Source organism: Stenotrophomonas sp. 2694 (assembly GCF_040548715.1).
Lineage (GTDB): Bacteria > Pseudomonadota > Gammaproteobacteria > Xanthomonadales > Xanthomonadaceae > Stenotrophomonas > Stenotrophomonas indicatrix.
Map to the genome: position 1 here is coordinate 271,620 of NZ_JBEPSG010000004.1, position 15,288 is coordinate 286,907.

Below are 15,288 nucleotides of genomic sequence, written 5' to 3' on the forward strand. Positions count from 1 at the left end.
CCCTGCTGTCTGCCGGCGCAACGAAATTGTAACAATTTGGAGGATAATGGCCGCTTGCGCAGTTTTCCTCCTATTTGCCGCCCGGCCAGCGCAGGCCGCACGGACGCCTCCTCAGAGCTTTCGATGCCTTCCCATTCCGATTCCCGCCGTTCGTCGGGCATGTCGTCCTCCTTCGTTTCCTTCCGTCGCCATCCGCTGGCCCTGGCCTGTGCAGGCCTGGCGCTGGCTGCCAGCTTCGGTGCTGCCGCGCAGGACAGTGCACCGACCCCGACCGGGCTGGACACCATCACCGTGACCGCCGAGCACCGCGAGCAGAACCTGCAGGAAGTGCCGGTGTCGGTAGGCGTGGTGCAGGGCGAGCGCATGCGCGACTTCACCGCCGGCGGCGACGACACCCTGCTGGCGCTGTCCGGCCGCGTGCCGAGCCTGTATGCGGAAACCACCACCGGCCGCATCTTCCCGCGCTTCTACATCCGCGGCCTGGGCAACATCGATTTCTACCTCGGTGCCTCGCAGCCGGTGTCGATCATCCAGGACGACGTCGTGCTGGAGCACGTGGTGCTGAAGTCCAACCCGGTCTATGACGTGGACCAGGTTGAAGTGCTGCGCGGTCCGCAGGGCTCGCTGTTCGGTCGCAACACCACCGCCGGCATCGTCAAGTTCGACACCCTCAAGCCGACCCAGGACTATAGCGGTCGCGTCAGCGCCAGCTATGCCTCCTACAACAGCGTGTCGATCGACGGTGGCTTCGGCGGCCCGATCAACGACATCGCATCGTTCCGCGTGTCGGCGCTGTACCAGCACCGCGACGACTACGTCGACAACACCTACACCGGCCCCAGCGCCGATGGCACGGTCAGCCCGAAGAAGAACGCCATGGGCGGCTTCGACGACCGCAACGTGCGCGCGCAGCTGCTGCTGACCCCGAGCGACCAGTTCTCGATCCTTGCTTCGGCCCACGCCCGCGACTACGAAGGCACCTCGACCCTGTTCCTGCGCAACGCACTGACCAAGGGCTCGAACAAGACCGACGTGCCGCGTGACCAGGTCGCCTACGACGAGGCCGACAACAACCCGCAGGCGTACAAGACCTACGGCGGTTCGGTGAAGGCGCGTTATGACTTCGGCGCGATCGACTTCACCTCGATCACCGCTTACGAGACCACTTCCGGCTACAGCCGCGGTGACACCGACGGCGGCGCTGCGGTCAACTTCCCGGTCAATGGCGTGCCGAACGGCTACGGCCAGTCGATGGGCCAGATCCGTGACCTGGACCAGTGGACCCAGGAGTTCCGCCTGGCCAGCCATGACGACAGCGCCCTGCAGTGGCAGGCCGGTGCGTTCTACTTCAACGGCAGCGACACCACCGACTTCTACCAGCGCGCCTGGTTCCTGAAGGGCGCTGCGCGCAACCCGAACAACTGGGTGCGCCTGCGCAACAAGAACACCTCCTGGGCCGGTTTCGGCCAGCTGAGCTACGCCTTCACCGACAAGTTCACCGTCACCGCCGGCCTGCGCCAGACCCGCGATGAGAAGCACACCCGCCTGCTGAAGACGGCCGATACCGCTGCCGGCCTGGTCACTTACAAGGGCCGCACCGACGTCAAGATGACCGACACCACCCCGAGCTGGGATCTGAGCGCGATGTATCAGATCACCCCGGACGTGAGCGTCTATGCGAAGGTCGCCCGCGGCTTCCGTGGCCCGACCATCCAGGGCCGTTCGGCGGTGTTCAATGCCGACTTCACCACCGCCGATTCGGAAACGATCCTGTCGTGGGAAGCGGGCGTGAAGAGCAGCCTGTGGGACAACCGCCTGCGCCTGAACGCCACCGCGTTCACCTACACCGTCAACGACATCCAGCTCAACGGCAACGATTCGGACGGCAACGGCGTGCTGTTCAATGCAGACAAGGCCAAGGCCTACGGCTTCGAAGCGGACATGGAGCTGCGCCCGATCCAGAACCTGACCCTGAGCGCCGGCCTGAGCCTGCTGCACAGCGAGATCAAGGACAAGCGCGTCTACGCGCAGGTCTGCGGCCTGAACGGCCAGGTGGTGTGCACGGTGAACGATCCGACCATCAAGGTCGGTGCCAACACCTTCGCGCAGATCGATGGCAACCCGCTGCCGAACGCACCGAAGTACAACATCAACCTGGCAGCGCGCTACGACTTCCCGGTCAGCGACGCGGCCACGATGTTCGTGTCCACCGACTGGAACAAGCAGGGCTACACCAGCTTCGTGCTGTACGACAGCAAGGAGTTCAACTCCAAGGGTGATTTCGAGGGTGGCCTGAAGATCGGCTATTCGGGCAACTACGGTGCCTACGAAGTGGCGCTGTTCGCGCGCAACATCACCAACGAGAAGAACCTCAAGGGTGTGATCGAGAACTACATGGCCGCGGTCTACAACGAACCGCGCACCGTGGGTGTTTCGTTGAACATGAACTGGTAAGCACTACCGGTTGGAGTATCGAAAACGGCGCTCATCGAGCGCCGTTTTTCGTTGTCCGCCCGGTTCCTCAGACTGCGGGCAACAACGCCTGCAACCGCGGCTCCAGTTCCTGCTGGCGCCAGCCGGCCAGTGCAGCCGGCCACTGCTGATGCTCCAGATAGCTTTCCAGATGCTTGCGTGAGGCCAGCACGCCGTCGGCAAGGCCGAGCTCGCGGCTGCGTTCGGCCACCGCATCCTGCAGCTTCTTCAGCAGCTGCTTGCTGGCATCGCTGGCCTGCATCGCCAACGGCGCATCGGCTTCGTCGGCCAGCGGCGTGTCCAGCGCCTGCCATACCGCAGCGGCCAGCTTGCGCGGCGCCTTCGGGAACTGTTCGAACAGCTTGCTCACTGCAGCGGCATCGGCTGGCGGGGTGCGTGCCAGGGTGGCGGCCAGTTCGTTGTCCAGGATCCAGCTGCGCGGGCGGTCGCTGGCGCGCGCCTGCACGTCGCGCCAACGCAGCAGGCGCAGCAGGCGGCGCTGCGCGGGCGCGTCCAGGAACTGCGCCGAGCGCATGCCCAGGTGGGGCCAGCGGTCTTCGTCATTTGCCACGCTGGCCAGCAGGCGCTCGCCATCGTCGTGCAGCCACTGCTGGCGCCCCAGCGTTTCCAGCTTGGCGGAGATGGCGTCGTGCATCGCGAACAGATGCTCGACGTCGTCGGCGGCGTACTTCAGCTGGGAGTCCGACAACGGCCTGCGCATCCAGTCAGAGCGGGTTTCGCCCTTTTCCAGTGCCACGCCGATGATCTCCTGCACCAGCTTCTGGTAGCCCATGCCAGCACCGATGCCAGCCAGCGCGGCGCCGATCTGGGTGTCGAACAACGGACGCGGCAGCACGCCACAGGTCCACTTGAACGCCACCAGGTCTTCGCTGGCACTGTGCATGACCTTGGTGATGGATTCATCGGCCAGCCACGGCGCCAACGCCTCGGGCATGCCGGGAATCAGCGGGTCGATCAGCAGGATGTCCTCGCCGACGGCCATCTGCACCAGCGCCAGCTGTGGCCAGAAGGTGCGTTCACGGATGAATTCGGTATCCAGGCCGATGCGGGTCGGCCGCTGCTGGCGGTATGTGTCCAGCTCGGCGGGGGTGGTGATCCAGGTTGCCACGTGTCAGGGCCTACTACTCGGGTTTGCTCAGGCAGGGGAGAATAGCCTAACGTCGGTCCGCATCCGTGCCGAAGGAGGCCCTGCTTGCGTTTTCTGCTGTCGCCCGCGCTGTTTACCGCCTTGGCCGTGAGCCTGGCCGGTTGCACGCCGTCGCCCCCTGCGCAGACCGCCGGTGCCACCGCAGCCCAGCCGGCCGATCCCGCACCAGAGGCCGGTCCGGCGCGTGGTACCGGGCGGGGCACGGTGACCATTGCCGGTGACGACGCGGCCGAGGACATCCAGCAGTGGACGCCGCCGCGGGTCGATCGCCAGGGACGTACGCTGACACAGCTGCGCCGGGCTGCCGACCAGGCATTCGCGCGGGGGCATCTGTATGAAGATGGCGATGCGGCCGTGCCCCTGTGGCTGGCAGTGCAGGAGGAGGAACCCGACGATCGGCAGGCGCGCCTGGGCCTGCAACGCGCGAAACAGAAGCTGCAGCAGCAGGCCGATGCGTTGCTGCAGCGGCCATTGCAGCAGCGTGAGGCGCTGGCCGAAGCCGGGCGCCAGGCGCTGGTGCTGCTGACCCTGGCGCCGAAGGACGAGAAGGTGCGCGCGCTGCAGGGGCGGGTCGAGACCGCGCAGCGTGTGGTCGCCTACAACCGCGCGGGCGAAGACGATCTGCGTGCCGACCGTATCGGCGAAGCGGGGGATGGTGCGATTGGCAACTTCCGTGAGGCACTTGCGCTGGACCCGGCGAATCGTCGCGCGCGGCAGGGCCTGGCAGCTGCTGAAAGTGGGCTGATCCGGCGTGCCGAGGATGCCGCGCGTATCCGCGATTTCGCCAGTGCCGGCGCGTGGTTGGCAGAAGCCAGCAAGGTGCGGGACTCGTCACCGACCATCGCCGATGCGTTCGAGCGCATCGAGCAGATCCGTGCAGCGGCACTGGTCCAGCTGCGCGATGGCGGCCTGCATGATCTGACCACCCCGCAGGGGCTGAAGCCTGCGCGCGAGAAGTTGGCCGAAGCGCTGCGCATTGCGTTGCCGGGCGACGCGGTGGTGGCGCAGTTGCGCGAACGCATCGAACTGGCCACCCATTACGGCAGCTTCCGGCCGGGGCAGGTGTTCAGCGATGCGCTGCGTGATGGCGGCCGTGGACCGCAGATGATCGTGGTGCCGCATGGCGGGTTCCAGATGGGCGCCAGTGATACCGAACCGGGCGCAACCGACGCAGAGCGGCCATCGCACTATGTGCGTTTCGAGCGTGGGTACGCGATGGCGATCACCGAGATCACCGTGGGTGACTTCGAGCGCTATGTGAAGGCGACCAATGCCCGCCCACGTGCGACCCGGCGTGGACATTCGGTGGTCTATGACGAGCGCAGCGGCAATTTCATCCGTCGCAGCGGCGTGGACTGGCGGTCCGACTATGACGGCGGGCGGGCACTGGGCAATTCGCCGGTGATGCACGTGAGCGTTCGTGATGCCGAGAACTACGCGAACTGGCTCTCCGAGCAGACCGGCCGCAGCTACCGCCTGCCCAGCGAGGCCGAGTTCGAGTACGCGATGCGTGCCGGCAGCAGTGGCCGCTACCCGTGGGGCGATGCCGGTCTGCCACCGGAAGGCAGTGGCAATTACACCGGCAGCAAGGATGTTTCGCCTTCGGGCAGGCATTGGCACAACGCCTTCGTCGGCTATGGCGATGGTTGGTGGGGACCGGCCCCGGTCGCCAGTTTCCAGGCCAACGCCTTCGGGCTGCATGACATGGGCGGCAATCTGAGCGAGTGGGTGGCCGATTGCTGGCATGCCAGCTATCGGCGCGCGCCGGCTGATGGTGTGGCGTGGTTCAACCCGGGCTGCCGTTCACGGGTGATCCGGGGTGGCAACTGGGCCAATGCGCCGGAGCAGACCCGGGCGGCGTGGCGGCAATCGCAGGATTCGGATACCACCAACGCGCGCATCGGCTTCCGACTGGTGCGAGGGATCTGACGGGCACGACTGGATCGGCGCCGGTTTCACCCGCCGCAGGCAGCGCCGCACTAAGATTGCGCCGTACCCGCCGGCCGGCGGGGTCAGCCGGAAGACCAGCCGATGCGCAACGATCCTTTTTCCCGCTCGCCGCAGCAGCGGCGTGGCCTGTTCGGCAACATCCGCTGGTGGGTGCTGCTGCTGGCCGCCGGCTACGCGGCGTTCTACTGGTTCTCCAACCGTGCGGTCGACCCCTATACCGGCGAGAAGGTGCTGATCGACAGCAGCCTGGACGCCAGCCAGGAGAAGGCGCTGGGCCTGCAGGCCTACCAGCAGATCCTGTCGCAGGAGCGCCCTTTGGGCCCGAATGAACAGGTCTCGCGGGATGTCCGGGCGATTGCTGAGCGACTGATCGCCAAGGTGGACGTGGTCGAAACCGCGCTGGCGCAGGAACACGGGCTGCAGCCGGCACACTTCGCACGCGATTTCGAGTGGGAAGTGAACGTGATTCCGTCCGAGCAGGCCAATGCTTTCTGCCTGCCCGGTGGCAAGATGGCGGTCTACACGGGGCTGATTCCGGTGGCGCGTACCCGCGATGCGATGGCGGTGGTGATGGGCCATGAGATCGCCCACGCATTGCTGCGCCATGGTGCACAGCGCATGGCCCAGCAGAAGCTGACCCAGATCGGCCAGGTAGCCGGCGCCGCCAGTGGCATGGATGCGCAGCAGCAGATGATGATGTCGGCGATGGGCTATGGGTATCTGTTGCCGTACGCGCGCAGCCACGAGACGCAGGCCGATGAAGTGGGCCTGATGCTGGCGGCCGCGGCGTGCTTCGACCCGCGCGAGGCGGTGCCGCTGTGGCAGCGCATGGGCCAGGCCGGTGGTGGCCAGTCACCGCCGGAGTTCGCCTCGACCCACCCCAATCCGGGTACCCGTATCCAGAACCTGCAGGCGTTGATGCCAAAGGCACTGGAGTATCGGCAGAAGTTCTGCGAGCAGGCCAGGTAAAGGGTGGTTTGGCAGGGCTGCGCCCTGCACCTGCCGAAGCGGTAGTGCCGGCCGCTGGCCGGCAACCTCAACAGCAAAAGCTGGCTTCCTGTGGGATGGCGGGGTGGGTCCGGTTGCGGGGGACGCCGTGAACCCGTCCATGGGGGCTTGGCAGCCGCATCCATGCGGCTGACACCCCCGCAACCGGACCCACCCCGCCTTCGACAGATTTCGCGATCTGTCGGAACGGCATGGCCTGCCCTTGGTGGGTGTCGACCTTGGTCGACACGGTAGATCTACGCCATGCGTGGATGCATTTCGATCAATTGTCGAAATATTCGATCTCGATCTCGATGGAGATTCATTCACGCATGGCATGGATGTACCAACCGCCACCGGGAAACTCTCGAAGGCGGGGTGGGTCCGGTTGCGGGGGCGTGAGCGCCATGGATGGCGCGACCGAGCTTACATGGACGTACTTGCAGCGTCCCCCGCAACCGGGCCCACCCCGCCATCCCTCAGGAAACCCGCTTCTGCCGTTGCTTCGGCTGTTGCCGTTGCTTCTGCGGGTGCAGGGCGCAGCCCTGCCGAACACCCCTTACTTGACCGCAGTCACCTGTACGTCGATCACGCCGTCGCCGACCCGGGCCTGCAGTGCGTCACCCGGTTGCACCTGCTCGATCCGGCGCACCAACGCGCCATCCTCTGCACGGGTCACGATGCTGTAGCCACGCGCGACGGTCGCCAGCGGACTGACCGCTTCCAGCGAACGTGCAAGGCCACGCAGGCGCAGCGCATCACGCTGCATCAGGCGCTGCAGCGCCGCTTGTGGGCGCCCGCCCAACGCGGCAAGGCGACGTCGCAGCGCCTCCATCTGCCGCTGCGGATGATGGCCCCGCAACACTGCGGCAGCGTGGCGCAAACGGGCCGCGCGACGCTCCTGCTGCTGGTTGTGCGCCGCATGCAAGCGACGTCCGAGGTCCAGCTGACGACGGCGCAGCAGATCCAGTCGTGCCTGCGGACTCTGTGCGTTCAAGCGCAGCAGGGCGCGATCAGCGCGCTGCATGGCCTGCTGCATGGCGTGGCGTTGCAGCTGCACCATGCGAGCCGCGTTGCGGCGCAGGCGCAGGGCCAGGTCGCGCTGATCGGGTACCAGCAGTTCCGCGGCCACCGATGGCGTAGGCGCGCGCAGGTCAGCAGCGAAATCGCTGAGACTGAAGTCGGTTTCGTGACCCACCGCCGAGACCACCGGCGTGCTGCTGGCGGCGATTGCGCGGGCCAGCACTTCATCGTTGAACGCCCACAGGTCTTCCAGCGAGCCACCACCACGGGTCAGCAGGATCACGTCGTAGCGGCCGCTGGCATCGGCGGCCTGCAGCAGGCGGGTGATCTGCGCGGCAGCGGTTGCGCCCTGCACCAGGGTCGGCAGCAGATCCACTTCCAGCAACGGGAAGCGGCGGCCGAGCACGCTGAGCACATCGCGCACGGCGGCACCGGTGGGCGAGGTGATCACCGCCAGGCGCTGCACGTGGGCCGGCATCTGCCGCTTGCGGGCCGGGTCGAACAGTCCCTCGGCCTCCAGCCGCGCCTTCAGTTCCTCGAACGCGCGACGCAGCGCGCCTTCGCCGGCTTCCTCCATGTGGTCCAGCACCATCTGGTACTCGCCACGGGCGTCGTACAGGGTCACCTTGCCGCGCACCAGCACGCGCATGCCCTCGCGCGGAACGAACTTCAGGTACTGCGCCTTCATTCTGAACATCGCAGCGCGCAACTGTGCACGCGCGTCCTTCAGGGTGAAATACAGATGGCCGGACGCCGGCCGCGCCACGCTGCCCAGTTCGGCTTCCACCCAGATCGCCGGGAAGCTGCCTTCCAGCAGGTCGCGCGCCAGGGTGTTGAGCTGGCTGGGGGTGAAGACGTCGTTGTTGCGTGGCTGCATGGTTACGGCGTGGGGCAGATGGAGCAGGGGGCTCAGGATCGCACGTCAGCGCTGGCCGTGCTGGGCCAGTGCCCATTGCACGTGTTCGCGGACTACGGGTGAAGCAGCCTCGGCGCGCGTCTGCAGCGCCGACAGCGTCTCAGCCGTGGTTGGCGCATTGCCCAGTGCCACGGCGATGTTGCGCAGCCAGCGCTCATGGCCACTGCGGCGGATCGGGCTGCCTTCGGTACGGCGCAGGAATTCAGCTTCGTCCCAGGCGAACAACTGGTCCAGGCGTGCGGTGTCCAGGTTGTTGCGGGCGCGGAAGTCATGCTCGTCGGTGCGCTTGGCGAACTTGTTCCAGGGGCAGACCAGCTGGCAGTCGTCGCAGCCATAGATGCGGTTGCCGATCAGCGGTCGCATCTCCACTGGAATCGCACCGTCATGCTCGATGGTCAGGTAGGAGATGCAGCGGCGCGCATCCAGCCGCTGCGGGGCGGTGATGGCCTGGGTCGGGCAGACGTCGATGCAGCGCGTACAGGTGCCGCAGTGCGCGCTGGCCGGCGTGTCGATCGGCAGCGGCAGGTCGATGTAGATCTCGCCGATGAAGAACCACGAGCCGCCGTGGCGGTCGATCAGGCAGGTGTGCTTGCCGATCCAGCCCAGCCCCGCGTTGCGTGCCAGCGCGCGTTCCAGCACTGGCGCCGAATCGACGAAGACGCGGTAGCCCAGCGGCGCCACTTCATCGTTGATCTGCGTGGCCAGCTTCTGCAGGCGGTTGCGCATCAGCTTGTGGTAATCGCGGCCGAGCGCGTAGCGGGCGACGTAGGCGCGCCCCGGATCGGCCAGGGTCGCCCACGCTTCGGTGTCGTCCCTGTGGCTGTAGTCCATGCCCACCGAGATCACCCGCACGGTGCCGGGAAGCAGCTCTGCCGGGCGCGCGCGCAGGGTGCCGTGGCGTGCCATCCAGTCCATCGTGCCGTACAGGCCCTGGCCCAGCCAGTCGGCCAGGTGCGCCTCGTCCTCGCCCAGTTCGATGCCGGCGATACCGCAGCGCTGGAAGCCATGCGCGCGCGCCAGATCGCGGATGCGCTGTACGGCCAGGGCCGGATCGAGGGGGGCAGGGACGGGGGACATGTGCACCAGTATAAAATCCCCGCATGGCCAACCTCGCCGATCTGTTCGATTCCCGTGCCGCACGCATACTCGATGCCCAGGCCTCCGCGCTGGCGGGCGATGGTGGCTGGGGCCTGATGGCCCAGGCGGGCCAGGCGGCCTGGCAGAGCCTGCTGCAGCACTGGCCGCAGGCGCGGCGGATCGGCGTGGTGGTTGGCAGCGGCAACAATGGCGGCGATGGCTATGTGCTGGCCTGTCATGCGCTGGAGGCCGGGCGGCAGGTGCAGCTGATCGCGCTGCCGGGCAGCCCACCTTCCACGGCGTTGGCGCAGCGCGCCGCAGCGGATTTCAGGTCCGCCGGCGGCACTGTCACTGATTTCAACGGCGAACTGGCCCAGGCCGATCTATGGGTCGATGCCCTGTTCGGCCTTGGCTTCTCCCGGGCACCAGAGGGCGCGGCACTGGCCTTGATCGAGGCGCTGAACGCGCAGCAGGCGCCGGTGTTGGCGTTGGACGTACCAAGCGGTGTCAACGCCGACCATGGCTGCGTGCCGGGCGCAGCCGTACGCGCGGCCCTGACAGTGCAGTTCATCGTCGCCCACCGCGGCCTGTACACCGGCGATGCACTGGAATACACCGGGCGCAGGCACCTGGCACCACTGGCGCTGGCCGATGCGGCCTGGCAGGGTGTCGTCGCTGCTGCAGAGTGCTGGACGCAGTCGCGCCTGCCGGATCTGCTGCCGCCGCGCCGTGCCAACAGCCACAAGGGTGAATCCGGCCACGTGCTGTGCGTGGGCGGCAACCATGGCAGCGGCGGTGCCATCGCGATGGCCGCCGAAGCTGCGCTGCGTGCTGGCGCGGGCCTGCTGAGCATCGGCACCCGCCGCGACCATGTCGGCCCGCTGCTGGCGAGGTTGCCTGAAGCGATGACGCACGCGCTGGAAGATGGCTCAGCGCTGCCGGCGTTGCTGGCAAAAGCCAGGGTGGTGGCGATCGGCCCGGGCCTGGGCCAGGACGAATGGGCGCGCGCGCTGTATGCGCGTGTGCTGCAGTCAGGCCTGCCGCTGGTGATCGACGCCGATGCGTTGAACCTGCTGGCGCAGGATGCCCATGCGCTGCCCGATGCGATCCTGACCCCGCACCCCGGCGAAGCCGCGCGCCTGCTGGAAACCACCACGGCGGCAGTCCAGGCCGATCGCTATGCCAGCGCGCAGGCGCTGGCCGAGCGCTATCACGCAGTGGTGGTGCTGAAGGGGGCGGGCAGCATCGTCGCCGCGCCCGGCCACGCACCGCGACTGATTGCGGCCGGCAACCCGGGAATGGCGGTGGGTGGCATGGGCGACCTGTTGACCGGCATCATCGCCAGCCTGCGCGCGCAGGGCCTGCCTGCGTTCGATGCGGCAGCAGGCGGTGCGCTGCTGCATGCCCTGGCCGGCGATGTCGCCGCCGCCGACGGTGCCCGCGGCCTGCTTCCCACTGATCTGCTGGCGCCCCTGCGGCGGCTGGCCAACCCGGAATGTTCCCGATGACCGAATTCTTCCTTGCTGACAGCAACGCCACCGAACTGCTGGGGCAATGGCTGGCAGCTACCCGCCCGCCGCAGGCGCTGGTCGAGTTGCGCGGCGATCTTGGCGCCGGCAAATCGACCACGGCGCGCGCGCTGTTGCGGGCGCTGGGCGTGCAGGGGGCGATCCGCAGCCCCACCTATACCCTGGTCGAGCGCTATCCGTTGTCCAGTGGCGGCGAGGCCTGGCACATGGACCTGTATCGCATCGGCCAGGCCGGCGAGCTGGATTTCCTCGGGCTGGACGAGGGCAGTGCCGTGCTGTGGCTGGTCGAATGGCCAGAGCGCGGCGCCGGTGCGCTGCCGCCAACCGATCTGGTGGTCGCACTGGAGATTGAAGGTCAGGGGCGTCGCGTGCGTCTCACTGGCATCAGCGACACGGGACGTGAATGGCTGCAGCGGCTTCCCGAAGGTGGCGACTTGCAGGCCCTTTCTGTCGGCTGACGAGAACAAACACCGGCAGGTTACGGATTATTAAGGAAAAAGGTGTTGCATTCCGTTCAGTGCGGTGATTGAATCCTGAGTCATGCGCCCGGGGAATCGACTCATTGCCATCTGTGCCGCCGTCGGACTTGGTCTGGCGAGCGTCAGTGCGTGGGCCGGTGAGGTCCGCCAGGTGCTGCTCAATACGGGTGCGACCGGAACCCGCGCGGAAATCGCGCTGGTCGGCAGTGGTGGCTACAAGACCCTGTCGCTGGCCGGCCCGAACCGGCTGGTGGTCGATTTCCCCGATTCCAGCGCGGTGCGCAACCTGAAGATGCCTTCGCCGCAGGGCGTGGTGACCGCGGTGCGGACCGGGCAGCCGGTGCCGGGCACTTTCCGTGTCGTATTCGACCTGGCCGAGACGGTTGCCCCCTTCCGCCCGCAGATGCAGCGCGAAGGCAATGAATCCAAGCTGGTGATCGAGTGGCCGGGCGATGGCCCGGCCGTGGCCGCCAGTCGCCCCGCGCCGACGCCTGCGCCGACGCAGCCGCCAGCGGCATCTTCGGTGAGTCCGGCTCCGGTCCCGGGCCCGACCCCGGCACAAACCGCACAGTCCCGTGGTGATGCCGCGCGAGCCACTGCGCTGTTGACCGCGCAGGTCCAGCAGCAGGCCAGTGCCAGCGCTGCGGCACCCGCCGCGCCGACGCCGGCACCCAGCACCACCCCGGTGCAGATGGCGGCAGCAGGCACCACCGCCAGCAGCACCCCGACGTCGTCGCCGGCAGCCATCCTGGCTGGACAGGCCACCACTGCAGTTGTGGCCACCCAGCCGAAGCCGGTGCCGACACCTGTTGCGCCGACCGAGTCGCCGCGTCCGACCATGCCCAGCGATGCCTCGCGCATCCGCATGCAGCCGGGCATGCGTCACCTGGTGGTGGCGATCGATCCGGGCCATGGCGGCCAGGATCCGGGCGCCATCGGCCCCACCGGCAAGCGCGAAAAGGATGTCACCCTGGCGGTGGCGCGTGAATTGGCTCGCCAGGTCAACGCCACGCCTGGCCTGAAAGCCTTCCTCACCCGCGACAGCGATGTGTTCATCCCGCTGCCGATGCGTGCGCAGAAGGCGCGTGCGAACAAGGCCGACATCTTCATTTCGATCCATGCCGACGCCGCCGAAAACCGCTCGGCCACCGGTTCGTCGGTGTATGTGCTGTCGACCAAGGGCGCGTCTTCGCAGCGTGCACGCTGGCTGGCGGACAAGGAAAACGCCGCCGATCTGGTCGGTGGCGTGCGCCTGCAGCAGACCGAAGGCACGCTGGCCAACGTCCTGCTGGACCTGGCCCAGAGCGGCTACATGAAATCCTCCGAGGACGCAGCCGGGCACGTGCTGGGCGGCCTGAAGCGTATCGGCAACAACCACAAGCCGAACATCGAGCGCGCCAACTTCGCCGTGCTGCGCACTTCGGACATGCCGGCGATGCTGGTGGAAACCGCGTTCATCTCCAACCCGGATGAAGAGCGCCGCCTGATCGACCCGGCCTACCAGCGCAAGGTCGCCGGTGCGGTGCTGGATGGCGTGCACACCTTCTTCAGCCGCCAACCGCCGCCGGGCACGTTGTACGCCGCGCGCGCGCAGGCCGAGATCGACGCTGCAAGCACCGTGGCGGGCGGCAGCAAGTAACCCGCTGGGATCGCCCGCGTCCGCAGGAGCCAGGCCACGCCTGGCTGGCTGGCGCCGCGTACGGTGGATCTCGACTCTCCCTGGCGCCGCTCCGCTATCATCGTGGCATGACGTCTGCCTGCCTTGCCTGCCCATGAACGCGCCCGATCCGCGTCCGATCCGGCCGCTGCCGGAAATCCTGATCAACCAGATTGCCGCCGGTGAAGTGGTCGAACGACCCGCATCGGTGGTCAAGGAACTGGTTGAGAACGCGATCGATGCCGGCGCCAGCCGCGTCGATATCGAGCTGGAAGAAGGCGGTGTGCGCCTGATCCGCATCCGCGACAACGGCAGCGGCATTGCCGCAGAACAGTTGCCGCTGGCGGTTTCGCGGCACGCCACCAGCAAGATCGCCAACCTGGATGAGCTGGAAGCGGTGGCCACGCTGGGTTTCCGTGGCGAAGCGCTGCCGTCGATCGCCTCGGTCAGTCGTTTCACCCTGGCCTCGCGCCGTGCCCATGATGAGCACGGTTCGGCACTGCAGATCGAAGGCGGCAAGATCGGCGAGGTGACCCCGCGCGCGCATGCGCCCGGCACCACGGTGGAAGTGCGCGAGCTGTTCTACAACGTGCCGGCGCGGCGCAAGTTCCTGCGCGCCGAGCGCACCGAACTGGGGCATATCGAAGAGTGGCTGCGTTCGTTGGCGCTGGCCCGTCCCGATGTCGAGCTGCGCGTCTCGCACAACGGCAAGGCCTCGCGTCGCTACAAGCCAGGCGACCTGTATTCGGACGTGCGCCTGGCCGAGACCCTGGGCGAGGACTTCGCCAACCAGGCTGTGCGCGTGGACCACAGCAGTGCCGGCCTGCGCCTCCATGGCTGGATCGCGCAGCCGCATTATTCGCGCGCCAGCACCGACCAGCAGTACCTGTACGTCAACGGACGTTCGGTACGTGACCGCAGTGTCGCCCATGCAGTGAAGATGGCCTACGGCGACGTGCTGTACCACGGCCGCCAGCCAGCGTATGTGCTGTTCCTGGAGCTGGACCCGACGCGCGTTGATGTGAACGTGCATCCGGCCAAGCATGAGGTGCGCTTCCGCGATTCGCGGCTGGTGCATGACTTCGTCTACCGCACCCTGAAGGATGCACTGGCCGACACCCGTGCCGGCATGACCGCGCAGGAGATCGGTGCCGGCGCGGGGCATCCGGCCGAAGGCGACCCTGCGGCGGCGATGCCGGGCGCGACGGCGTCCAGCTTCGGCTACGTACGCGGCCCGGCGCCCGGTGCCGGGCAGGGCGGCGGTGGTGGTGGCGGCTTCTCTGGCTGGCGCCCGCAGCAGCCGCTGGGCCTGCAGGTGGCCGACGCACCCGCCGCCTATGCTGCGTTGTATGCGTCGCCAGCGGGTGCCGAGCGCGGTGCGGCACTGCCGCCGATGCCGATGGAGAACGGATTGCCGGTCACCAGTGCCGACGCCGGCGTACCTCCGCTGGGTTACGCCGTTGCCCAGCTGCATGGCATCTACATCCTGGCCGAGAACGCCGAAGGCCTGATCGTGGTCGACATGCATGCGGCGCACGAACGCATCGGCTACGAGCGGTTGAAGAATGCGCACGATGGCATCGGCCTGCAGTCGCAGCCGTTGCTGGTGCCGATCACCCTGGCGGTGGGCGAGCGCGAGGCCGATACCGCCGAGGCGGAGGCCGATACGCTGGCTGCGCTCGGGTTCGAGATCACCCGTGCCGGACCGGGCGCACTGCACGTGCGCAGCATCCCGGCGCTGCTGGCCCATGCCGAGCCCGAAGGCCTGCTGCGCGATGTGCTGACCGACCTGCGCGAGCATGGCCAGAGCCGTCGCATCGCCACTGCGCGCGATGAGCTGCTGTCGACCATGGCCTGCCATGGCGCAGTGCGTGCGAACCGGCGCCTGACCGTGCCGGAAATGAACGCGCTGCTGCGCGACATGGAAATCACCGAGCGGTCCGGCCAGTGCAACCACGGCCGACCGACCTGGGCCCGTTTTTCGCTGGCGGAGATCGACCGCTGGTTCCTGCGCGGACGTTGAGGGGAGC

10 protein-coding genes are annotated in these 15,288 nt (G+C 67.6%); 7 read left to right on the forward strand and 3 right to left on the reverse strand.

Going from position 1 to position 15,288, the window contains the following annotated elements; genetic code table 11:
* The first annotated feature begins 123 nt into the window (after positions 1-123).
* Complete coding sequence (locus ABIA73_RS07780) at positions 124-2,454, forward strand: TonB-dependent receptor (protein WP_025876358.1); 2,331 nt, start codon at positions 124-126, stop codon at positions 2,452-2,454.
* A gap of 67 nt (positions 2,455-2,521) precedes the next feature.
* Here the strand turns inward: ABIA73_RS07780 and rnd are convergent, their stop codons facing one another.
* Complete coding sequence (gene rnd / locus ABIA73_RS07785) at positions 2,522-3,601, reverse strand: ribonuclease D (protein ID WP_263929118.1); 1,080 nt, start codon at positions 3,599-3,601, stop codon at positions 2,522-2,524.
* Positions 3,602-3,685: 84 nt separating this feature from the next.
* Here rnd and ABIA73_RS07790 point away from each other — a divergent pair, with 84 nt between their 5' ends.
* Both ABIA73_RS07790 and ABIA73_RS07795 read left to right on the forward strand, forming a co-directional pair.
* Complete coding sequence (locus tag ABIA73_RS07790; RefSeq protein ID WP_059064681.1) at positions 3,686-5,569, forward strand: formylglycine-generating enzyme family protein; 1,884 nt, start codon at positions 3,686-3,688, stop codon at positions 5,567-5,569.
* 102 nt (positions 5,570-5,671) lie between these two features.
* On the forward strand, positions 5,672-6,559 hold the full coding sequence (locus ABIA73_RS07795; protein ID WP_354275609.1) for a M48 family metallopeptidase: 888 nt from the start codon (positions 5,672-5,674) through the stop codon (positions 6,557-6,559).
* Between the two features lie 577 nt (positions 6,560-7,136).
* Here ABIA73_RS07795 and xseA read toward each other — a convergent pair.
* Together xseA and queG are read right to left on the reverse strand one after the other, a co-directional pair.
* Positions 7,137-8,477: an exodeoxyribonuclease VII large subunit gene (xseA, locus tag ABIA73_RS07800; protein ID WP_354275610.1), complete on the reverse strand. Its 1,341-nt coding sequence runs from the start codon at positions 8,475-8,477 to the stop codon at positions 7,137-7,139.
* Positions 8,478-8,522: 45 nt separating this feature from the next.
* Positions 8,523-9,593 carry a tRNA epoxyqueuosine(34) reductase QueG gene (gene queG, locus ABIA73_RS07805; RefSeq protein WP_354275611.1) on the reverse strand — a complete coding sequence of 357 codons (1,071 nt, stop codon included), beginning with the start codon at positions 9,591-9,593 and terminating at the stop codon, positions 8,523-8,525.
* A 23-nt stretch (positions 9,594-9,616) separates the two neighbouring features.
* Between queG and ABIA73_RS07810 the strand changes: the two genes are divergently transcribed.
* From ABIA73_RS07810 to mutL, 4 genes are all read left to right on the forward strand, one after another.
* On the forward strand, positions 9,617-11,101 hold the full coding sequence (locus tag ABIA73_RS07810) for an NAD(P)H-hydrate dehydratase (protein ID WP_354275612.1): 1,485 nt from the start codon (positions 9,617-9,619) through the stop codon (positions 11,099-11,101).
* Positions 11,098-11,580 carry a tRNA (adenosine(37)-N6)-threonylcarbamoyltransferase complex ATPase subunit type 1 TsaE gene (gene tsaE / locus ABIA73_RS07815; protein WP_025876369.1) on the forward strand — a complete coding sequence of 161 codons (483 nt, stop codon included), beginning with the start codon at positions 11,098-11,100 and terminating at the stop codon, positions 11,578-11,580. Before ABIA73_RS07810 ends, tsaE begins: the two co-directional genes overlap by 4 nt.
* 82 nt (positions 11,581-11,662) lie before the next feature.
* Positions 11,663-13,240 (forward strand): N-acetylmuramoyl-L-alanine amidase, encoded by a 1,578-nt coding sequence (locus ABIA73_RS07820; RefSeq protein ID WP_025876371.1) that lies wholly within the window; start codon positions 11,663-11,665, stop codon positions 13,238-13,240.
* Between the two features lie 133 nt (positions 13,241-13,373).
* Positions 13,374-15,281 (forward strand): DNA mismatch repair endonuclease MutL, encoded by a 1,908-nt coding sequence (mutL, locus tag ABIA73_RS07825; RefSeq protein ID WP_025876373.1) that lies wholly within the window; start codon positions 13,374-13,376, stop codon positions 15,279-15,281.
* Positions 15,282-15,288: the final 7 nt, after the last annotated feature.